Raw genomic sequence first — 21,452 nt, 5'->3', positions numbered from 1 at the left:
GTAGTCAATAGCTATTGACCTGGATTCAATTAGAGTGGCAACCGATGGACATCAAACGAGTTCGACTCGCCCCCGCGGCACGCCGCGCGCAGCTGATCAAGCTGGGCGTGGAGATGCTCGCGTCGCGCGGACTCGAGGCGCTTTCGGTGGACGAGATCGCCAAACAAGCCGGCATCTCGAAGGGCCTGCTGTTCCACTACTTCTCTTCCAAGCGCGACTTCCACCTCGCGATCGTGCGTCGCGCAAGCGAGATGCTGCTCGAGGCGACTGAGCCGAATCGCGATCTCGAACCGTTCGACATGCTGCGCGATTCGATCGAGCGCTACGTCGATTACGTCGTCGAGAACCGCGAGGCTTATATCTCGCAGCTACGTGGCCCAGCCAGCGCGGATCCGGAGTTTGTCGCCGTGTTCGAGGCCAACCGCACGGCCAATGCGGCCCGCATCGTGGACAACCTGCCATTCCCGGTGGAAGGGCGCGCCCAGTTGGAACTGGCGGTGCGCGGCTGGATCGCGTTCCTCGAAGAGACCACGATCAGCTGGCTGCGTGATAAGCAGATCACTCGTGAGGAGCTGATCGAGCTCAACTTCCGGGCACTGCCGGCGGTGGCGCTCACTCCGGAGCTCGCGGCGCAGTTGCAGTCCTGACGAATCGTGCGTTCTTTCAGGAAAGGACCAGCCCCGTCGCTGTTGGCCGACGAGTTCTTCAACAGGATGGCAACGACGACCGACAACCACCGGCTCAGATGGCGTCCGCGTCTCCCCAAGACATTCACCGTCGATGCCGATGAATATCCATTCCGCTGCGGCACACCGATATCGACTCGTTCGAGCACGTCACCAACTCGGCCTATTGGCATGCCATACCTGAGGTGCTGGCCCATTACCCTCAGCTCGCCGAACCTCCGTACCGGGCAGTCATCGAATATCGCAAGCCGATCACGCTCGGGGAATCGGTGACGCTCCGCACCGAGACCACGGATTCGCAAATAAACGTCTGGTCCTGCGTCGGCGAGGACGTCCGCGCAACTGCAATGGTGTGCCGACTGAACCCATGACCGCCTGAGCCCCTGAACAGTCGCGGATCGGTCCTATCGGAGTGATCGCGTCGTGCCGCGACGCGGCGGGTCGGGACGATGTTCGTAGACTTTCGGACAGGTGGAACAAGTTCTAGGTTGAGGCGATCTCTTCGACATCGCGTCGACGACGAAAGGAAACCGATGCAGTTCAACCTTGCGGACGTCTTCGAAGCGACTGCTGCCGCAGTGCCAGACCGCGTCGCGCTGAGCTACGAGGGTGAGAACATCTCGTACGCGGCGTTGAGCGGCGAGGCAAACAAGACCGCGGCGATGTTCGCAGAGGCCGGCGTCTCGGCGGGCGAGCACGTCGCCCTGTTCCTGAAGAACAGCGTCGAGCACGTCACCAGCATCCTGGGCCTGATCAAGATCCGCGCGGTGCCGATCAACGTCAACTACCGGTATACGCCTGCCGAACTTCAGTACATCTTCACCAACTCCGACTCGGTCGCCGTCGTGGTCGAAGTTGCCGAACATCAGAACGTGCTCGCAACGATCCTCGATCAGTGCCCGGTGCTCCGCACGGTGATCGTGGTTGGGGAAACGACCGCCGCTCTTCGAGCGGCCGCAGAGGCTCGCGGCGTATCCGTCGTCGCTTTCGGCCGCGCGCACGAGCTACCCGCTGTCGCAGAATTTGCCGCTCGTAGCGGCGATGATCTCTACCTGCTCTACACGGGTGGAACCACCGGATACCCCAAGGGCGTCATGTGGCGACACGACGACTTCTTCCGTAAGCCGCTGTCCGGCGGAAATCCGTACGGCGACGAACCACGGCGCGACCTTGCCGAGATCGCGGAGGCGGCAAAGGAATTCCCGGAAATGGCATTCCTCATTGCGGCGCCGCTGATGCACGGTGCCGCGCTGTACTCCCTGTTCACCTTCTTCACGCTCGGTGCCCGTGTCGTCCTCCAGCGCGATTTCATTCCGGCGACGGTCGTCGACGCGATCGAGAAGGAATCACTGAATGTGATCCTTATCGTCGGCGACGGGATGGGTCTGCCGCTGGTCGATGAGATGGAACGCAGGCAGGGTGAGGTCGACTTCGGCTCGCTGTTCTCGGTCACCTCGGGCGGGGCGCTCTGGTCGACCAGCGTCCGTGACCGCATGCTTGCTGTGAAGCCGGATCTACTGCTGCGCGACAACTTCGGCGCTTCGGAATCGGGCAACGATGGCGCCTTCACGATCGACGAGGCCGGCACCCTCCGAATGCCGCCTTCCCCCAAGATGATCCTGGTGGACGAGGCGCTGAACGAGATCGCGCCCGGTTCGGACGACATCGGCTACATCGCCCGGATCGGTGGCGTCCCACTCGGTTACTACAAGGACGAGGAAAAGACCGCACGGACTTTCCCCACTCGCGCCGACGGCGTCCGAATGTCGGTGCTCGGCGATATGGGCAAGATCGAGGCCGACGGCACCATCGTCTTCCTCGGCCGCGGCTCGCAATGTATCAACACGGGCGGCGAGAAAGTCTTCGCCGAAGAGGTCGAGGCCGCACTGCACGCGCATCCGTCGGTTTTCGATGCGCTCGTCGTTCCGATTCCCGACGAGCGCATGGGCCAACAGGTGGCAGCGGTGATCGCGACCTATCCCGATACCCCTGAGCTCACACTCGAGGACATCCAGAACCACTGCCGCACATCGCTCGCCGGCTACAAGATCCCGCGCAAGGTCTCGTTCGTCGACGAGGTCAAGCGGACCCCGGCCGGCAAGGCCGACTACGGCTGGGCGAAGGCCACCGTCGCGGGTTAGGTCGAACGAACCGCGCTACCCACCCAAACCGCTCGGCGGCACTCCAATCGCCGGCAACACCAGGGTGCAGGGAACGGGCCGCGTGTTTGCGGGATCGAGTGCGTTGAGGACCAATTGGGCCGTCGTCGGGTCGGAGTTGATCGACAGGTGGTCGGCGAAGTCCTGGGGGCAGAAGTCCTGGACGGTGTGGTTGATCGAGCCCGGTTCGGTGATGATCCCCGCCGTATACGGGAGGATCATTTCGTCGTAGCGGGTGACGATCTGCGTGTACGCGACGCCGGGCACGGTGATCCCGCCCGCGTTGAGTTGCCGAATGAACGGGGACGTGGCGAGGAACTGGAACGCCGACGGATCGCCGGCGGACCCGGTGTCGATGCCGGTGGCAGCGAGTTCCTGGCCGCCGAGGCCGTGGACGGCAGGCGCTAGTCCGATCATCTTCGAGACCTTCGGCGCACCACCGGACTTGATGTACCAATAGGGCATGGTTGCGCCCTCGGAGTGCCCGACCAGTGCGACCTTCGGCGCGCCGGTCGCCTGACGCACCCGGTCGACGAACGCATCCAGCGTTGCCGTGCTGGTCTCCATCGGTGCCAGTCCGCCGATCAGCGCATCGGGGTTGCCATCGGGGGAGCCGTAGGTGAGCGCGAACACGCAGTACCCGCTGTTCTTGAGCAGCGGTCCGTAGGTCTGCCAATTGTCGTTGCGGTTGGCGAGGAAGCCATGGATAAGGATGACCGGCTCGGGGTGCGCGGCCGAGGGCTTGCATGACCAGTCGTTGGTCCCCGGTGGGCTTGCGGCAGGACCCTGCAGCGCGCCCCGGATCGCATCGATGAGGAACTGGTTGGGCACGGGAAGTGGCAGTTCAGGTGCGGGATCGGCGTGTGCGGTCGCGACAACACCGCCCTGAAGTACTGCGGCCATCGCGGTGGCGAGCACGCCCAACCGGAGCGCGCGAGTCATGTTCGCGTTCTTCCTGATGATCTTCCGGATCCCCATGCCGGAGACAATCGCACGGTTCCGCCGGGGAAGTAGCCGTTCGGCTAGTTTCGATCCGCCGCAATCGGATCACCCCGCGCCGAACCCTTCGCTGAAGCAACGATTTCGCCGAAACTTCAGGCATCCCCTGCTTTGTGCGAATCGAAGGAAGACCGCCTTGTCCAGCGATACTTCGTCGGCCAATCCACTCACTGCCCTGGCATCGACCGTGTACATCCCGGCCGCGGCCTACGGCATCGGCATGGGCGCCGCCGCGCCGGTGATGACGCTCGCCGCACTCGACCTCGGCGCTGGCGTCGCATTGGCCGGACTGACCGTCGCGCTTGTCGGGCTGGGTCAGGTGCTCGGTGACCTGCAGGCCGGCCAGGTGGTCGCGCGGCTGGGCGAGCGCCGCTCGATCATCGTCGCAAGCAGCGTGGCCACGGTCGGTGTGCTCGTCTGCATCTTCGCGCCGACGGTGTGGTGGCTGTGCGGCGGCATCCTCGCGGTCGGCCTGGCCAACTCGGTATGGGGCCTGGCCCGGCAAAACTACCTCTCGCTCGCGGTTCCGTTCGCATGGCGTGCGCGGGCGATGTCGCTGTTCGGCGGCGCGATGAGGTTCGGCTTCTTCGTCGGACCGCTGCTCGGCGCCCTAGCGATCTGGGGGCTCGGCGTGCGCGGCGGGTTCGTGGTGCAACTGATCGCGGTGATCGTCTCGGGAGCCCTGATGGCCAGGCTGCCGGACCCGGAGGGCGCCGGAGCGGTCGCGTCACCACACTCGCTGCGCAGGGTGTTCGCCGATCACCGCCAACTACTGAGTTCGCTGGGTGCCGGATCGCTGCTGCTCGGCGTCGCTCGTGCGTCCAGGGAGGCTGTGCTGCCGCTATGGGCACACCATCTCGGCATGTCGGCCGCGACCGCAAGCCTGATCTTCGGGATCGGCGCCGCGCTCGACGTCGCGTGTTCATATCCCGCGGGGCACCTGATGGATCGCTTCGGAAGGGCGTTCGTCGCCCTGCCCTCGATCATCATTCTTGCCGTGTCGTACTTCGCAGTGCCGTTCACCGACAACGCGATTGCGTTCACCGTGGTTGCGGTGGTGATGGGTATTGGCAACGGCTTCGGTAACGGCGTGATCATGACGCTTGGCGCCGATATTGCACCGGACACCGGGCGTGCCGAGTTCCTCGCCGCGTGGCGGCTCACCCACGACGCGGGGTTTCTGTTGGGGCCGCTCTCGATATCGCTTGTGGTGGCACTCGTTTCGCTACCGGTCGCGATCTTCACGGTATCCGGATTGTCGGGACTGGGCGCAGGCCTGCTCGGCCGCTATATCCCGCGGTACGCGCCACGCGCCGGTGGCAAGAATGCGTCTGCCCGGGTCCAGACCGGACCCGGGCAACGGCAACGCTGGGTTGAAGACTGTCAGAGGGAACCGCCTGGCAGTGATTGGAGCAGGCCGAGGAAGAGGTGTCCCCAGGCCTGAACCTGGTCTAGACCGAAATTGAAGATGGTTTCGAGTGATCCCGTGACCGATCCCATATGAGGTCCTCTCTGTCGCTTCGCCGATCTTTTCGGCGTTTCTGAGTTTCGCCGACGAGGTTTCACCGTAGACCCGAAACCGCGTGATTTCACCTATAGATTTCGTTCGAGATGCGATGAAAGCTCAATCGAAACATTTGTCATCCAGCGGAAGATTCGCTGCGGCTTCGCAGAGCCGCCCGGACAGGAACCTGCCCGGGCCGCCGAGCGGCCCGGGCAGACGAAGACCTGTTCGGTCCAACGACTTCGGCGATCAGGCGCCGAACGATCCGGTGAACAACGTGGAGACCAAGCCGTTCCAGGCGGCGGCCGCCACGTCAAAGGTGCCGTTCAGTGCTGCACTGCCAGTGTCGATAATGACCGGAATCATGTATTTCCCTTCTGTTCTTACACTTTCGCTGCGGGCACGCGATCTCGCGCGCCCAACAACGTCCAGCGACAGAGGCTTTGCACGAGCGAGCGCACACTAAACACCCCCGCGCGGAGGGAATCACCCGCCAGGATTGGTGGCATCCCGCAAATCTGCTGGTAACAGCGGGAATTCGCGCTGTCCGCAGTGGCTCAAAGGTGACGTAGGTAACGCTGCGGCTCGTCGAGGAACGCGCGCCAGTTGCGCACCATGTCCAACTCATCCCATTGGCGCGCGTCGATGCCGGTCTCTGTGAGTTCCCAGATGTCGGCGCCCGGGCATGCGGCGAGGACAGGGGAGTGCGTCGCCATGATCACCTGTGAGCCCTCGGCGGCGAGCTCGCCGAGCACCGCGATGAGGGCCAGGCAGGCGTGGAAGGACAGCGCTGCCTCGGGTTCGTCGAGCACCCACAGCCCTTGCTCGATCGGGCGATCCCCGACGTAGCGCAGAAACGATTGGCCGTGCGATAGCTGATTGAGCGCCTGATCGGTGTCACGCGGCCGGGCAGTGTCGGCCCGGGAAAAAGCCGTGTGCATCGCCTCGGCGCGCAGGAAACAGCCGCCCTGTGGCCGGGGATCGGCGCCGATACATTGCAGATGTTCGCGGAGGTCGGTGTCCTCGGGACTCGTGCCGGCCGACCACGGGTGGTACTCCAGGCCCGTGAGGCTGCTCTCCCAGTGGCCCGCGATGGCCTCGAGCAACGTCGACTTGCCCGAGCCGTTCTCCCCGACGATCACGGTGATCGGGGCCTCGAAATCGAGGCCCACCGTGCGCAACTCGGCGATTGCGGGGAGGTCCAGATACCAAGCGTCCGGGTCGAACGATGCGCGTTGGCGCAGTTCGACCCGGATGAGGGGCAGGGACGTCAATTCAGTTGGTTCGCGAGAATGCCTCATCGAGGATTACCTGTCGTTCCACCGCGTGCCGGATGCCGCCGGCCGCTCGGGATACCGCTACCGCCTCCGGAACAAACGACTGCCCGGGTCGCGTTGCGACCCGGGCAGTCGTTCGAGGGCATCGTCTAACGGCAGGTGCCGTCCGGCCGCGGTTGGTTAGGAGGGGCCGAACAGGGAGCTGCCGCTGCCGAGGTTGCTGCTTCCAAGATCGAGGACGAGGGCCTGCATCACCATGTTGATCGTCGTGTCAACGTTGTTGGTGGTGTTGTTGTTGATGGTGCTATCGAACCAGCTTCGAGTCTTGAACATTCGAGTCCTTCTATGTGTGTTGACCTTCGTCGGGCCCCCGGCAGTCGCAATACTGTAACAGTTCGATCCCGGTTCTGTGTCTCCCCATTTCTGGGAACTTCCTGGCAGTTCCCAGCAAGCGCGATGTGGATCCAGTCCGCGAAGAGCCGCCAGGGCAGCCAATAACGCACCCCCGCGGAGTTAACGCAGCTTGACATATGGGTAATAGTCGTACGCGACCGTACCGTTACTGCCCGTTACTGCCCGTTACTGCCCGTTTCAGCCCGCGTAGGCCGATTGGCGAGCCGTGCCTATGTCCCCGCACCCGAGGGGTCAAAATGTGATGCACATAACGTTTTGGTCATCGGGAGAACGCCCGATTGCGACTTACTTGGTCGGCGAGAAGGCCTCGTCGAGAATCTCCTGCTGCTCTACGGCATGTACCTTGCTCGAGCCCGAGGACGGTGCGGACATCGCGCGCCGCGAGATCCGGCGGATTCCGCTGAGCTTCTCCGGCAGCTTCTCCGGGAGCATCAGGCCGAAGTACGGCCAGGCACCCTGGTTCGCCGGCTCTTCCTGCACCCATCGGACGTCGTTGACGTTCGGGAAGCGGTCGATCGCCTCGGCGATGCGGAACTCCGGAATCGGGTACAGCTGCTCGATCCGCACGATCGCGACGTCCTCGCGGTTCTCCTTGTGCTTGCGCGCGAGCAACTCGTAGTAGATCTTGCCGCTCGTCAGCAGAACCCGCTTGACCTTGCTGCGGTCGCCGTCGCCGGTCTCGTAGGTCGGCTCGTCGAACACCGAGTGGAACTTGCCATCGGTGAAGTCCTCGACATTGCTGACCGCGGCCTTGTTGCGAAGCATCGACTTCGGTGTGAACACCACCAGCGGGCGCCGGATGCCGTCGCGGGCATGGCGACGCAGCAGGTGGAAGTAGTTCGCCGGGGTGGAAGGCACCGCGACCGTCATCGAGCCCTCGGCACACAGCTGCAGCCAGCGCTCGATTCGGCCCGAGGTGTGGTCCGGGCCCTGGCCCTCGTGTCCGTGCGGCAGCAGCAGCACGACCTGCGAGAGCTGGCCCCACTTCGCTTCACCGGAGGAGATGAACTCATCGATGATCGACTGCGCGCCATTGACGAAGTCGCCGAACTGAGCCTCCCAGAGCACCAGTGCGTCCGGGTTACCCAGCGAGTAGCCGTACTCGAAGCCGACCGCCGCGAACTCGCTGAGAGCCGAATCGTGCACGGCGAAGCGGCCGGGGCTCTCGCTGCCGATGTTGTGCAGCGGGGTGTATTCGTCGGCGGTGCGGCGGTCGATCAACACCGAGTGCCGCTGGCTGAACGTGCCGCGGCGGCTGTCCTGACCGGTCAGACGAATCGAGCGGCCCTCGTCGACCAGCGTGCCGAAGGCCAGCAACTCGGCGAATGCCCAGTCGACCTTGCCTTCGTAAGCCATCTCGCGACGCTTGTCGAGTACCGGCTTGACGCGCGGGTGCACCGAGAAACCATCCGGCACGTTCACGAACGCATCGCCGATTCGGTGCAGGACCGACTTGTCCACGGCGGTGACGAGCTTGTGCGGGATCGTCTGGTCCAACTCGACCGATTCGCTCGGCTCCGGTGGATACTTCTCCAGCTCGCGCACCTCGTTGAAGACCCGCTCCAACTGACCCTGGTAGTCGCGCAGAGCGTCTTCGGCCTCTTTGAGCGAGATATCGCCACGGCCGATCAAGCTCTCCGTGTAGCTCTTGCGGACGCTGCGCTTCGTGTCGATCACGTCGTACATATAGGGCTGCGTCATCGACGGGTCGTCGCCCTCGTTGTGGCCACGGCGCCGGTAGCAGATCATGTCGATCACGACGTCCTTGTGGAACCGCTGGCGGAAGTCGACCGCGAGCTGAGCGACCCAGACGCACGCCTCCGGATCGTCACCGTTCACGTGGAAGATCGGTGCGCCGATCATCTTCGCGATATCGGTGCAGTACTCGCTCGACCGCGAGTACTCCGGCGCGGTGGTGAAACCGACCTGGTTGTTCACCACGATGTGGATGGTGCCGCCGGTGCGGTAGCCACGCAGCATCGAGAGGTTGAGCGTCTCCGCGACGACGCCCTGGCCGGCGAAAGCCGCGTCGCCGTGAAGCATCAGCGGCACGACCGAGAAGCCGTCCGCGCCGTCGCCCTTGTCGAGCAGATCCTGCTTGGCGCGCACCAGGCCTTCGAGCACCGGGTCGACCGCCTCGAGATGCGAAGGGTTTGCGGTGAGCGAGACCTTGATGTCGTTGTCGCCGAACATCTGGATGTAGGTGCCCTCGGCGCCGAGGTGGTACTTCACGTCACCCGAGCCGTGTGCGGCCGAGGGGTTCATGTTGCCCTCGAACTCGGTGAAGATCGTGGAGTAGGGCTTGCCGACGATGTTGGCGAGCACGTTGAGCCGGCCGCGGTGCGGCATGGCGATGACAACCTCGTCGAGCGCATGCTCGGCGCTGCGGTCGATCACCGAGTCCATCATCGGGATGACCGCCTCGGCGCCCTCGAGCGAGAAGCGCTTCTGGCCGACGTACTTGGTCTGGAGGAAGGTCTCGAACGCCTCAGCCGCGTTGAGTCGGCTCAGAATGTACTTCTGTTGCGCCACAGTCGGTTTGACATGCTTCTGCTCGACGCGCTCCTGCAGCCAGCGCAGCTGCTCGGGCTCGAGGATGTGCATGTACTCGACGCCGATGTGACGGCAGTAGGCGTCGCGCAGCACGGAGAGAACTTCGCGGAGCTTCATCCGCTCCTCGCCGTGGAATCCGGCGACGTTGAACTCGCGGTCGAGATCCCACAACGTGAGCTGGTGGGTGATGACGTCGAGATCGGGGTGGCTGCGGAACTTGTCCTTGACCAGACGCAGCGGGTCGCTGTCGGCCATCAGGTGGCCGCGGTTGCGGTACGCGGCAATGAGTTCGAGCACGCGGGTGTTCTTGTCGATGCCGCGGACGTACACGTCCTTGCGCCACCGGATCGGCTCGTACGGGATCCCCATCTGATGGAAGATCTCGTCGTAGAACTCGTCGCTGATCAGCAAGTTGTGCAGCGTGCGCAGGAAGTCGCCGGACTCGGCGCCCTGGATGATGCGGTGGTCGTAGGTGGAGGTCAGCGTCATCAGCTTGCCGACGCCCATCTCGGCGATCTTCTCGTCGCTCGCACCCTGGTACTCGACCGGGTATTCCATCGCGCCGGCGCCGATGATCGCGCCCTGGCCCGGCATCAGCCGCGGCACCGAGTGCACCGTGCCGATCGTGCCCGGGTTGGTCAGGGAAACAGTCACGCCCGCAAAGTCTTCGGCAGTGAGCTTGCCGTCACGCGCGCGCCGGACAATGTCTTCGTAGGCGGCGTGGAACTGACCGAAGGTCATCTCCTCGCAGCCCTTGATGGCGGCGACGACGAGCGTGCGGTTGCCGTCCTTGCCGGGCAGGTCGATCGCGAGGCCGAGGTTGGTGTGCGCCGGCGTGACCGAGTTGGGCTTCCCGTCGATCTCGGCGAAGTGCCGGTTCATGTTCGGGAACTTCTTGATGCCCTGGACGATCGCGTAGCCGAGCAGGTGGGTGAAGCTGATCTTGCCGCCGCGGGTGCGTGCGAGATGGTTGTTGATGACCAAACGGTTGTCGATCATCAGCTTCGCCGGGAGGGCGCGCACGCTGGTCGCGGTCGGGATCGACAGCGACGCGGACATGTTCTTCGCAACTGCGGCAGCGGCGCCGCGCAGCACCTGGGTGCTCACACCGGCGGGCTCGGCATCCTTCGGCGGCTTCGGTGCGCCCGAGGTCTTCGCGGCGTTGGACGCGGGTGCCGGCGTGGTGTGCGGCTCGCGAGTTGTGGAGGCTGCGGCCTTCGGCTGCGGGGCGACGGGCTTCTTCGGGGCCTCGGGCTGCTTCTTGGGCGCCTCGGCCGCGGCTGTTGCGGGCGCCTGCTTCGCGGGCTGCTCCTGCTTGGCTGCGGGCTGTGCGGTCTTCGGCTCGGCGGCGGCGCCGTTCTCGGGCGAGGTGGCTTGGCCGTTACCGCCTTCGGCGGGCTCCGGCGTGTAGTCGGCGAGGAACTCGTGCCAGCTGGCGTCGACCGACGACGGGTCCTCCTTGAACCGCTGGTACATCTCGTCTACCAGCCACTGGTTCTGACCGAACTGCGTTGTGGAGCTGCTCACGGCAGAGGTTCGCCTCTTTTCTCTGTTACACAAAGCCCTGGAGTATCGGAGCCTGTGTCTTCGAGGCTAATCCTCTCGACCTGACCGTGCGCGTATTCCCGCCGCCGTTGGCTGTCGCATGGTCGGGACGCGCCGCTTGTGGCAGCGCGCACAGCGCTTCCGCACCCCAGACTTAAGACTCTTCCGGATACGAAAATATTCCGCTTCGGCCCTGCGCGGCCCCCCACAGCCGGGCGTAATGACCTCCAGCTCGCAGCAACGTCGCATGCTCGCCGACTTCGATGATCCTAGCGTGATCGACTACGACAATGACGTCTGCTGTGGCAGCTGTCACCAGGCGATGTGCGACAACCACGGCGGTCCGCCGCCGCAGCAGCGCGTCGCTGGCGTCGAGCACCTTGCGCTCAGTCGCCGGGTCGAGGGTCGCCGTGGCCTCGTCGAGTAGCAAAAGGTCCGGGTCGACGAGCTCCGCGCGGGCGAGCGCGACCAGTTGTCGCTGCCCGGCGGACAGGCCTTGGCCGCGCTCACCGATCGGCTGTCGCATGCCCAGCGGCAGTGCGGAAATCGTGTCGAGCGCACCGACCGCGCGGGCTGCCGCCTCGATCTGCGCACGGCTCGCGTCCGGACGCCCGTAGGCGATATTGCTCGCCACGTCACCCGTGAACAGATGCGCTTCCTGCGGCACGACGCCGAGCCGGCCGCGGTACTCCGCGAGGTCGTAGTTCCGCAGATCGACGCCGTCCACCCGGACCGCGCCATCGGTCGGGTCGTAGAACCGGGCGAGCAGCTTGACCACCGTCGACTTGCCCGCGCCGGTCCGCCCGACAAGCGCGACCGTCGACCCGGCCGGGATCTCGAGGTGGATGTCGGACAGCGCGTCGGTGGACGAACCCGCGTAGCGGAAGCGGATGTGGTCGAGGTTGACGTCACCGCGCAGGTGACCGGTGATCGGCCGGGTGTCTGCCGCGCCGTCGAGTGCGGATTCGATGGAGCTGCGGGTCGCCAGCAGGTCGCCGATCCGGGTGAGGCCTACGCGCGCCTGCTGGTAGCCGTCGAAGACCTGGGAGAGCTGCTGGATCGGGCCGAACAGCAGACCGAGGTAGAGCACGAACGCGATAAGCACGCCCGCGCTCGTCGTGCCGCTGGCGACCTGATGGGCGCCGGCGTAGATGACCGCGGCAAGCGCGAGATCGGACAGCAGCGCGACGAGCGGGAAGTAGATCGAGATCGCGCGTTGTGACCGCATCCGGGCCGAACGGTAGCTCTCGGCGCGCTCGGCGAATCGCTGCGCGGCGCCGGCCTCGCGGCGGTAGGCCTGGGCGGCTCGGAGCCCGGCGATGTTCTCCTGGAAATCGGCGTTGACGATCGACACGCGCTCCCGCGAGACCGCGTACGCCACCGACGACACTCGCCGGAAGACGAACGTCGCCACCAATAGCGGCGGCACCACCGACAGCGCGACGAGCGCGAGTTGCGGGTCGGTGATCAGCAGGGCGGCCGAGATACCGAACACGGTGAGCACGCTGACCACTGCCGTGGACAGCCCGGTCTGCAAAAACGTCGACAGCGCGTCGACGTCGGTGGTCATCCGGGTCATGATCCGGCCGGACAGTTCGCGTTCGTAGTAATCCAGGCCGAGCCGCTGCAGGTGGGCGTACGAGCGCACCCGCAGCGCGAACAGCACCCGCTCCCCGGCGCGCGCGGTGATCACCGTCATCCGGGTGAGCAGCAGCCAATCCACCACGACGAGGACCACACCGAACGCGACCGCGGTCCACAGCCCGTCTGGGTTGCCCGGGATCACGCCGTGGTCGATCGCGCGCTGCACCACCGCGGGGAAGGCGATCGAGATCATCGAATCCAGTGCCAGGCAGGCGATCACCGCGATGAGCAGTCCCCGGACGGGGCGCAGTAGGCGGGCGAGCCGGAATGCCGGATCGGGCTTTTGGAGCCGGGTGGTGTCCAACTCGGGGTCTTCGATCGCGGGCGGCAACGCGTCGACCGCGGCCCGCAGTTCCGGGGTCGCGGCCATGGCACCCATTGCGCCGGACATCGGTCCGCCGCCACCGGACCGGCCACCGCCTCCACGGCCCGCTGCGCGGCCGCCGCCATCGCCGGCCGCGATGACCCGCGAGCCCTCGCCGTCCTCACTCACCTCCGGCCAGAGTCGCGCACCATCGTGCGAGCCGTTGGTCGCGATCGAATCAGGTTCCGTGGCAAGCGAATCGGCCTGTCCGGAGGGCTCGCCGTCCGCGGACATCAAAGTTCGGAACAGTGCACACCGATCGTCGAGTTCGGCGACGGTGCCGACATCGAGGATGCGGCCCTCGTCCAGCACCGCGACCCGATCGGCCAGCATCAGCGTGGATCGGCGGTGCGCAAGGATCAACGTGGTGCGGCCCGCCCGCGCGGAGCCTGCGGAGCGCGCATCGGCACTGCCGCCGGAGCCTGCGGAGCGCGCATCGACACTGCCGCCCGCGCCCGCCCAGCCGAGCGCATCGAATATCGCCGCCTCGGTTTCGGCGTCGACCGCGGAGGTGGCGTCGTCGAGAATCAGCACCCGCGGCTCGACGAGCAGCGCACGGGCCAGCGCGATGCGCTGCCGCTGCCCGCCGGACAGCGTTAGTCCGCGTTCGCCGACCACGCTGTCGTAGCCGTCGGGCAACTCCTCGATGAACTGATCGGCCGCGGCCATCTTCGCCGCGTTCCGGATCTCCTCGGCGCTCGCGTCGGGGCGGCCGAGCGCGATGTTGGCGGCGATTGTGTCGGAGAACAGGAAGGGCTCGTCGAAAACGAGCCCGATCGCGCTGCGTAGATCATCGCCGCGGGCCTGAGCGATATCGACCGAACTGCCGTTGGCCGTGAGTGCGATATGCCCGGCGTGCGGTGCGTAGAACCGTGGCAGTAGTAATGACAGCGCGGTCTTGCCAGACCCGGCGCGCCCGACGAGCGCGACGCTCTCGCCGGGCGCGACATCGAGGTCCAGCCCGCGCAATACGTCGCGGTCACCGTCGAAACCGAAGTGGACGTTGTTGATCCGCACGCCGAGCGGGCCGTCTGGCAGCGCGTCCGGCGAGGCTGGGTCCGCGACCTCGGGCCGGGTGTCGATCACGTCGTACACACGCTCTACTGCCGCGCGGGAGAGCTGGGCCATGATCACGACCGAGGAAATCGTGCGGGTGGTGCTGGTCATTGTCGCGACGTACGAGGCGAAGGCCAGGAAGGTGCCAATGCTGATAGAACCACGCATCGCCAGCCAGCCGCCGAGAGCAATGACACCGACGAGGCCCAGCTGCGGGAGGCTGGCCATGCTCGGTGCGAATCGGGCGTTGATGCGCGCGGCCCGCATCCGCTCGGCGTAGAGCTGGCGGCCATGCCGTTCCAGCGTCTCGACTGCCCGGGCCTCCTGCCCGAAACCCTTCACCACGCGGACGCCGGTGACCGTTTCCTCGACGTGCTGGGCGAGGTCGGCCGCGCGCTGCTGCGCCGACCATGTCGCGGCGAACAGCTTGGGCCGCACCAGGTACACGACCACGATGACCGCGGGCACGATCGTCAGCGCCACGAGCGTCAGCAGCGGCGACAGCCACGCCATCACCACCAGCGCGAGCACGAACTGCAGGAGTGCCCCCGCCGACAGCGGCACCATTGCGAGCAGCCCCTGCACCAGCTGCAGATCGGTGATGGACCGGGAAACGACCTGCCCGGTTCGGATCTGGTCCTGACCGCGTCCGTCGAGCCGTTGCAGCGAGCCCAGCAGTTCGAGCCGCAGATCGTGCTGGACGCCGAGCGAAAGCTTGCCGGCCAGCATGCGCCGCGCGAATTGGCAGCCGAACCGGACGAAGGCGAGCGCGACAAGTGTCATCGCGATCGGCGGAATGCGGTCCACCATGCCCGCGCTCGCGGAGTCGATGGCGTTCCTGGTTAGCAACGGACCGGCGATCTCGACGAGGGCGGCGACGCTCGTCGCGGTCAGGGCACCGATCGTCACGCCGCGCTGCGACCAGCACCGCTGCCACAACCGGCGAATCCAGCCCTGCTGATGGTGGTCCGGGTGGCTCGTCATTTACTCGCCACGGTAGTCCGAGCGCCCGACAGGAGCGGGTGGCGGTGCGAGGGCATGTCTCCCAATTCCTTCTCGGCGCCCCTGGCGTCCAATCGCCGCCCCGCTGCGTTGTCGTCGGCGCCGATACAACCCCGGTATCGGCTTCTCCTCCGCCTTGCTGGACGACGATTGTCCTGTCAGGTGCATCCGAGGAAAATTGGGAGACACGCCCTACAGCACGTCGCGGACCCGCACGGCGAGCCAGCCGCCACCAGCGAACAGCGCGGTCCACGCGAGCAGCAGCACCGGCGCCGCCGGCCACGAGACGAATACGTCTGAGCCATCGAGCGAACCGACCGCGACGGTGGACAAGGTCGATCCGCCCGGCAGCAGACCCCCGAGGCGCTGGAAGCCGAGCCCCGCGCTGATCGTCGAGACCGTGATCTCGCCGACCAGATACCAGGCCACCAGGGCGAGCGCGGCACCAATCGGGGAGGCGAGCAGTAGGCCGAGGCCGGCCCCGATGAGCGCCCAGCACACCGTCGCGACCAGTCCGGCGGCGAGCACCGCGGCAAACGTGCCCGACCACTCCACCCGCCCGCCACCGAAGAGCGACATGCAGATCACGCCGGCCGCCTCGGCCAGCACGCCATAGGCGAGGCCGACGACCGCAGTCACGATCAGCTTGCTCGCGACGACGCTGTCGCGGCGCGGCGCGACGAGGAACGTCGGCGTCAGCGTCTTGTGCCGAAAGTCGGTGCCCGCGTTGACTGCGCCGAAGATCCCGGCGAACAGGATCACCCACGCCAGCGCGAAGTAGATCCCGATGGTTGCGGCGCCGGTGGACAGCCCCGAATCGCCATACGGGTCGAGGGAGTCGGCCAGCGCCGCGTAGATCGCGCTGGCGAACATGCCGACGACGATGGGCGCGATCGGCAGGGCCCACCAGAAATTGAGGGTCGTGACCTTGCGCGACTCGGAGACGAGCAGCCCGGTATTCATCGCGGTACCCCGGGTTCGGTGGCTGCCAATATGTTTCGGACCCGGCGATAAGCGGTTGCGCCGCGTTCGCACCCGAGGTCATGGACAGGAAGATCTGTTCCAGGTCGATCTGCTCGGTGGCCATGCCGAATATCTCCACCTGTGCGGCGTGCGCGATGGCGCCGATCTCGGGCTCGCCACAGCCCGCGACCGCGAGCCGGCCGTCGGGCTGTACCTGGGCGTCGGTGTACCCGTTGGCGGCGAGCGCGGTGGCCAGCCGTGCGGGCGAGGCGCTCGCGACCAGAACCCGGCCGCGATTGCGCTGCCGCAGCGCGGCAAGTGAACCCTCGTAGACCAGGGCGCCTCGGCTCACCACGACCAGGTTGTCCGCGCTGTGCTCGACCTCGCGCAGGATGTGGCTCGAAATCAATACGGTGCCACCGCGATCGGCGAACGAACGCAGGAACTCCCGCAGCCAGGCGGTGCCCTCGGGGTCCAGGCCGTTTGCCGGTTCGTCGAGCACCAGCACCCGCGGCTCGCCCAGCAGTGCGGTGGCCAACGCCAGGCGCTGCCGCATGCCGAGGGAGAACGTGCGGACCTTCGCTCGGGCGGAGCGCTCGAGACCGACGAGGGCGAGCACCCGGGCGGCCTGGCCGCGGGGCACACCGATGGCGGCGGCGAAGATCTCGAGATGGCCGATCGCGGTGCGCCCGGGGTGCAGGCCGACGGTGTCGAGCACCGCGCCGACCGTTCGCGCCGGATAAGGAAGGCCCGCATACGGAATGTCATCGAAGAGCGCCATTCCCGCGGTCGGCCGGATCAGCCCGAGCATCATCCGCAGCGTGGTGGTCTTGCCCGCACCGTTCGGTCCGAGAAAGGCCGTGACGGCACCCGGCGGCACCGTAAAACTCAGATCGTCGACCGCGCGGATCTGGCCGAACTCCTTGCTGAGATCGATTGCTCTCAGGCCGATTCCGTGCGGTCGGGCGAACGTGGAACTCATCGTCGGCTCCGCCCAACTGTCGTGGTCGTTGTCTCCGGTGTCCGGATCGCCACGAGCCTACTGGCGTTCGCCGCCGCTCGGAGTTGGGTGTGACCGAGTCAGCGTGGTCGGTTCGCTTCGCTCAGCCGGCGAGCAGGAATGACTGTTCGAGGAACGGGCGCACGGTGGCCAGGAACTCCTCGGGCCGGTCCAGGTGTGGGCAGTGGCCGCAATCCGGGATTACCACGACGCGCCGGGCTGGGCCATTGACGAAGCTGCGCGCCTTGCTCGACGGGGTGAGTACGTCGTGCTGGCCCCACAGCAGCAGCACCGGCATCGTCAGCTCGCGCACCATCCGCCGAACCGGCATTGACGGGAGCTCTTCGAACAGCTGACGCGCAATGGGGAACAGGTCCAGGGCGCGGGCCTTGTCCGCATAATGCGTGCCCCAGGCGCGGCGGATCTCGTCGCTGCCGTTCTGCCGCGGGTGGCGCATGCCCGCGAGGCTGTACCCGTGCTGCAGCACCTGCTGCAGGACCGGCGAGGGAACGCCGACGGAGAGCAGCCGCAGCGCGCGTTCGGTGAACTGGTTCCCGATCATGTGCCAGTAGCGCGGGATGCCGTCGATGCCGGGCATGTCCGCGAGCACCACGCGGTGCACGAGTTCGGGATGCTCGGTCGCGAGCATGAGTGCCGTGACTGCGCCGAGCGAGTTGCCGATGACCGTGACCGGTCCGGTGCGGTGTGCGATGAGCAGCTCGCGCAGCAACTCGACATAGCCCGGGACGAGCGGGGTGGGCCAGCTACGGCTGGCCCGGCCGAAGCCGGGCAGGTCCACTGCGATGACCCGGTAATCCCTGCCGAGCTCCGGAATCACGCGCTGCCAGGTGGAGATGTTGTCCGAGAAGCCGTGGATCAGCAACAGGGTGTGTGAACCCCTGCCGTAGGTCTCGACGTGCAGCCCCAACGGGCCGGAATCGTGCGCCATTGCACTCCGCCTCCGCGCTACGTGGCCCGCAGGCCGTCACCATGTGATCTGCAACACTAGCAGGCAAATGGTCATGTGACCAGATCGCGACTTTCGCGTGACCGGAACGCAGCTTTTACGCTTCGATCGCTGGCCTTAGATTCACGACATTGCCGGGCGGACGGTTCGGCCACGTGGTCGGTGCAGGGCCGAATGTGCTCCGGGCGTGCTCGATCGTCTTCTTGCCGATCGCCCGGTTGCCGACGCTGCCGATCACCGCGCCGATGCCGGCGGGCACGATCTTGCCGAGCAGCAGCGCACTGCGCTTCGCCGCGTACTGCGTGACGAACTTGCGCAGCAGCGTCTCGTTGACCGACTTGATGCCGGGGATCTTGCCGCCGATCGCGTTGACCCAGGTCTTGTTCGTCTTGCCGAGGGTGCGCGCCATGATCGCCGCGCCGCTGTCGCCCAGGGCAACGGCAAGCACCAGCGCACGCCGTTGTTCGTGGTCAGCGGGGTGGATGCCGTGCACCGACGCAACCGCGAGGGTCATCAGCGCGGACGCTTCCAGGAAGAAGACGGTCTCCGCGCCGGCGGCGGCGAGCGTTGCCACGGTTCCGATTGCCGGGACTGCTGCCGTCGCGCCGACCGCGGCGCCGGACCCGGTCACGGAGTTGAGGAACAGGTGCTCGATGCGCTCGATGATCTGCGCGGGCGACTCGTCGGGGTGCGCGCGGCGCAGTCGCTCGACGTACTTGTCCACCGCCGGGGACTGCAGCTTGCTGCCGTTGTCGAGGAGTGACACCACGGTGCGATCGAGTCTCGACTGCCGTGCCATTGTTCGCCCTTCGTTTCTCGCCGGGTTTGTCCGGACGGGTTGTTCTGATCAACGATCGCCGATCCCGCCCGGTTCCGCACTACTGCGGTGCTCGAATTCCGATCGACCCCGAGCCCGATATCTGCATACCCTGAAACGGTGAGCCCGATTTCTGCGGGCGCCCGGCGCGCGCCGGCCCCTGCATTGCGCCCATACCTGCGCGATTACGACGGCTACCGGCTCAGCGGGTACGCGCCGGGAACCCATGTCGGCATGCCGTCGCCGTTTCTGACGGTGGTCATCACGATCGGTGATGAGATCGAGATCGGGCCTATCGCGCAGCCGCATCAACCGGGTGGCCGGTGGGGGGCGCTGGCCAGCGGGATCGCGAGTGCGCCGGTGACGATCGTGCACGACGGCAATCAGCACGGAATCCAGCTTTCGCTGACGCCCCAGGGTGCGCGAGCGCTGTTGGGCGTCCCGACCGCGGAACTCGGCGCATGGATCGTCGATCTGGACGATGTGATCGGTGCCGATGGACGCGAACTCCGCGAGCGGATCGCCGCACTCGATTCGTGGGATGCCCGGTTCGACGTGCTCGACGCGGTGCTCATGCGGCGGCTCGCCGAGCAGATCGGCCGTAGGGACGATTTGGGCATCGATCCGTCCGTGCACGGCGCCTGGCAGCTGCTCGTCGGCAGCGGTGGCCGGAATCGGGTCGCGAATGTCGCGCAGGAAGTGGGCTGGAGCCGGCGGCACCTGGTCAACCGGTTCACCGCCGAGTACGGGATCACCCCGAAGGAGTCGGCCCGGATCGCGCGCTTCTCGGTCGCACACGATCAGCTGCGCCGCCGCAGCATCCCGTCGCTCGCGGTCGTCGCCGCCGACTGCGGCTACTACGACCAGGCGCATATGGCCCGGGAGTGGCGCGAACTCGCCGGCATGTCGCCGTCGGCATGGCGCGAGAACGAGGTCTTCGCATTTATCCAAGATCCCGACGCCGAGCACGGCGAACACTCGACGACATGACGAACATGGCCGAAACAACACAGCACAACGAGAGTTCCAGCCGCGCGAAGACGACCGTATGGCCGACGCTGTCCTACCGCGACGCGCGCGCGGCAATCCGATTCCTGGTGGACGTCTTCGGATTCAACGAGATCGCCGTGTACGGCGAGGGCGACGTGGTGGAACATGCGCAACTCGATTGGCCCGGCGGTGGCGGACTGATGCTGGGGTCGGTGCGCGAGGGCAGCGCGCTGAGCGACCTGCCACCCGGCGTCGGCTCGATTTACATCGTCACTGACGACGTCGACGATCTGTACCGCCGCGCGGTCGAGGGCGGCGCGCAGATCGTCCGCGAACCTCGCGACGAAGACTACGGCGGACGCGATTTCCTCTGCCGCGATCCCGAGGGCGTTTACTGGTCTTTCGGCAGTTACGCAGGGGAGTAGCTCAGAAGGACAGCGCGTGCAGCGGCGGCACCGTCTCGTCCGCAGTAGGGGGCGTCGGCGGCGTGCCGTTGCCGAACGGCAGCCCGCCGAGTTCATCCCGGCCGTGCGGCGCGAGCCAGCCGGTCGGGTCGGGGCCTTTCGGCACGATCTGCTTCGGATTCAGGTTGGTGTGCACCACGTAGTAGTGCGTCTTGATCTGCCCGAAGTCGATGGTGTCGCCGAAGCCGGGGGTCTGGAACAGATCGCGCGCATACGCCCAGAGGACTGGCATCTCGGTGAGTTTGCGGCGATTGCACTTGAAGTGCCCGTGGTACACGGCGTCGAACCGAACGAGTGTCGTGAACAGCCGGACGTCGGCCTCGGTGATCGTCGTGCCGACCAGATACCTACGCGTGGAAAGCCGTTCGGTGAGCCAGTCGAGCCGGGCGAAGAGTCTGTCGTAGGCGAGGTCGTATGCACGCTGGGATCCCGAGAAGCCGCAGCGGTACACGCCGTTGTTGACGTCCTGGTAGATGAGTTCGGCGAGCTCATCGATTTCGACGCGCAAGGCCTCGGGGTATAGCTGCGGCGCGCCCGGCCGGTGGTACTTCGTCCATTCGGTGGACAGGTCGACGGTGAGGGTGAAGATGTCGTTGGTGACCACCTGACCGGTGGGTACATCGACGATCGCGGGCACTGTGACGCCGAGCGAGAAGTCCGGGTCGCGTGCCAGGTAGGCGTCACGCAGGCGCGGGATCTGCAGCACCGGATCGACGCCGTCGGGGTCGAGATCGAACGTCCAGCTGCGCTCGTCGTGGGTGGGGCCGCACAGTCCGAGCGATAGGACGTCCTCGAGCCCGAGCAGTCGCCGCACGATGAGCGCGCGGTTCGCCCACGGGCACGCGCGCGCCGCGATCAGGCGGTACCTGTCCGGCGCGACGGGATATCCGTCGCGGCCGTCCTCGGTGATGCGTGTGGCGATGTACCGGGTGTCGCGCTTGAAGGTGGCTTGCTCGGCTTCGCCGTTCGGGGATGTGGCGCCCATGTCTTCTACTTAACCGCGAACCGAGCCGTTGAATCCAACAGTTCCACGCCGTATATTCCAACT

The 21,452-nt window shown here is 66.2% G+C and carries 15 protein-coding genes and 1 pseudogene; 6 read left to right on the top strand and 10 right to left on the bottom strand.

The features are described 5' to 3' along the window. Positions 1–44: 44 nt before the first annotated feature. From A8G08_RS05975 to A8G08_RS05965, 3 genes are all read left to right on the top strand, one after another. The gene (locus tag A8G08_RS05975; protein ID WP_068271473.1) at positions 45–647 is read left to right on the top strand and encodes a TetR/AcrR family transcriptional regulator; all 603 of its coding nucleotides are present in this window, start codon (positions 45–47) and stop codon (positions 645–647) included. Between the two features lie 143 nt (positions 648–790). Then, positions 791–1,057: an acyl-ACP thioesterase domain-containing protein gene (locus tag A8G08_RS05970; protein WP_084435977.1), complete on the top strand. Its 267-nt coding sequence runs from the start codon at positions 791–793 to the stop codon at positions 1,055–1,057. Positions 1,058–1,219: 162 nt separating this feature from the next. Further along, positions 1,220–2,827: an AMP-binding protein gene (locus tag A8G08_RS05965; protein WP_068271465.1), complete on the top strand. Its 1,608-nt coding sequence runs from the start codon at positions 1,220–1,222 to the stop codon at positions 2,825–2,827. 15 nt (positions 2,828–2,842) lie between these two features. On the opposite strand, the gene A8G08_RS05960 is transcribed toward A8G08_RS05965, so the two are convergent. Beyond that, on the bottom strand, positions 2,843–3,787 hold the full coding sequence (locus A8G08_RS05960) for an esterase/lipase family protein (RefSeq protein ID WP_245672684.1): 945 nt from the start codon (positions 3,785–3,787) through the stop codon (positions 2,843–2,845). Between the two features lie 193 nt (positions 3,788–3,980). Here A8G08_RS05960 and A8G08_RS05955 point away from each other — a divergent pair, with 193 nt between their 5' ends. Continuing rightward, positions 3,981–5,288 carry an MFS transporter gene (locus A8G08_RS05955; RefSeq protein WP_281182125.1) on the top strand — a complete coding sequence of 436 codons (1,308 nt, stop codon included), beginning with the start codon at positions 3,981–3,983 and terminating at the stop codon, positions 5,286–5,288. Between the two features lie 617 nt (positions 5,289–5,905). Here A8G08_RS05955 and A8G08_RS05950 read toward each other — a convergent pair. The 8 genes and pseudogenes from A8G08_RS05950 to A8G08_RS05915 form a co-directional block, all read right to left on the bottom strand. Continuing rightward, the gene (locus A8G08_RS05950; RefSeq protein WP_068271462.1) at positions 5,906–6,622 is read right to left on the bottom strand and encodes an AAA family ATPase; all 717 of its coding nucleotides are present in this window, start codon (positions 6,620–6,622) and stop codon (positions 5,906–5,908) included. 183 nt (positions 6,623–6,805) lie between these two features. Further along, a complete protein-coding gene (locus A8G08_RS27020) occupies positions 6,806–6,958 on the bottom strand; it encodes a hypothetical protein (protein WP_157108422.1) in 153 nt (50 codons plus the stop codon). Between the two features lie 366 nt (positions 6,959–7,324). Continuing rightward, positions 7,325–11,068, bottom strand: a complete 3,744-nt coding sequence (locus A8G08_RS05945; RefSeq protein ID WP_068271595.1) for a multifunctional oxoglutarate decarboxylase/oxoglutarate dehydrogenase thiamine pyrophosphate-binding subunit/dihydrolipoyllysine-residue succinyltransferase subunit — start codon at positions 11,066–11,068, stop codon at positions 7,325–7,327. Between the two features lie 223 nt (positions 11,069–11,291). Further along, on the bottom strand, positions 11,292–15,185 hold the full coding sequence (locus A8G08_RS05940) for an ABC transporter ATP-binding protein (protein WP_068271460.1): 3,894 nt from the start codon (positions 15,183–15,185) through the stop codon (positions 11,292–11,294). Between the two features lie 210 nt (positions 15,186–15,395). Beyond that, the gene (locus A8G08_RS05935) at positions 15,396–16,166 is read right to left on the bottom strand and encodes an ABC transporter permease (protein ID WP_068271458.1); all 771 of its coding nucleotides are present in this window, start codon (positions 16,164–16,166) and stop codon (positions 15,396–15,398) included. Positions 16,167–16,170: 4 nt separating this feature from the next. Continuing rightward, positions 16,171–17,148 (bottom strand): annotated as a pseudogene (locus A8G08_RS26555) (ABC transporter ATP-binding protein); the annotation flags it as partial. Between the two features lie 121 nt (positions 17,149–17,269). Then, entirely contained in the window at positions 17,270–18,115 is an 846-nt protein-coding gene (locus A8G08_RS05920; RefSeq protein WP_068271451.1) for an alpha/beta fold hydrolase, read from the bottom strand. A 115-nt stretch (positions 18,116–18,230) separates the two neighbouring features. Further along, complete coding sequence (locus A8G08_RS05915; protein WP_068271450.1) at positions 18,231–18,932, bottom strand: YbdD/YjiX family protein; 702 nt, start codon at positions 18,930–18,932, stop codon at positions 18,231–18,233. Between the two features lie 138 nt (positions 18,933–19,070). Between A8G08_RS05915 and A8G08_RS05910 the strand changes: the two genes are divergently transcribed. Beyond that, positions 19,071–19,940, top strand: coding sequence for an AraC family transcriptional regulator (locus A8G08_RS05910; protein WP_068271447.1), 870 nt, complete (start codon positions 19,071–19,073; stop codon positions 19,938–19,940). Further along, positions 19,937–20,365, top strand: a complete 429-nt coding sequence (locus tag A8G08_RS05905; protein ID WP_245672682.1) for a VOC family protein — start codon at positions 19,937–19,939, stop codon at positions 20,363–20,365. Before A8G08_RS05910 ends, A8G08_RS05905 begins: the two co-directional genes overlap by 4 nt. Position 20,366: 1 nt before the next feature. Here A8G08_RS05905 and A8G08_RS05900 read toward each other — a convergent pair whose 3' ends face one another. Further along, a complete protein-coding gene (locus A8G08_RS05900; RefSeq protein ID WP_068271444.1) occupies positions 20,367–21,389 on the bottom strand; it encodes a glutathione S-transferase family protein in 1,023 nt (340 codons plus the stop codon). Positions 21,390–21,452 lie beyond the last annotated feature (63 nt).

It is taken from the genome of Aldersonia kunmingensis, from assembly GCF_001646865.1.
GTDB lineage: Bacteria > Actinomycetota > Actinomycetes > Mycobacteriales > Mycobacteriaceae > Aldersonia > Aldersonia kunmingensis.
Note: the sequence above shows the minus strand (reverse complement) of the source record. Positions and strands in the feature narration are given on the sequence as shown.

Coding starts and splice junctions, on each gene's coding strand:
- A8G08_RS05915 (WP_068271450.1), bottom strand. CDS start 18,932: ATGGCACGGCAGTCGAGACTCGATCGCACCGTGGTGTCACTCCTCGAC.
- A8G08_RS05905 (WP_245672682.1), top strand. CDS start 19,937: ATGACGAACATGGCCGAAACAACACAGCACAACGAGAGTTCCAGCCGC.
- A8G08_RS27020 (WP_157108422.1), bottom strand. CDS start 6,958: ATGTTCAAGACTCGAAGCTGGTTCGATAGCACCATCAACAACAACACC.
- A8G08_RS05940 (WP_068271460.1), bottom strand. CDS start 15,185: ATGACGAGCCACCCGGACCACCATCAGCAGGGCTGGATTCGCCGGTTG.
- A8G08_RS05965 (WP_068271465.1), top strand. CDS start 1,220: ATGCAGTTCAACCTTGCGGACGTCTTCGAAGCGACTGCTGCCGCAGTG.
- A8G08_RS05900 (WP_068271444.1), bottom strand. CDS start 21,389: ATGGGCGCCACATCCCCGAACGGCGAAGCCGAGCAAGCCACCTTCAAG.
- A8G08_RS05920 (WP_068271451.1), bottom strand. CDS start 18,115: ATGGCGCACGATTCCGGCCCGTTGGGGCTGCACGTCGAGACCTACGGC.
- A8G08_RS05975 (WP_068271473.1), top strand. CDS start 45: ATGGACATCAAACGAGTTCGACTCGCCCCCGCGGCACGCCGCGCGCAG.
- A8G08_RS05960 (WP_245672684.1), bottom strand. CDS start 3,787: ATGACTCGCGCGCTCCGGTTGGGCGTGCTCGCCACCGCGATGGCCGCA.
- A8G08_RS05935 (WP_068271458.1), bottom strand. CDS start 16,166: ATGAATACCGGGCTGCTCGTCTCCGAGTCGCGCAAGGTCACGACCCTC.
- A8G08_RS05945 (WP_068271595.1), bottom strand. CDS start 11,068: ATGTACCAGCGGTTCAAGGAGGACCCGTCGTCGGTCGACGCCAGCTGG.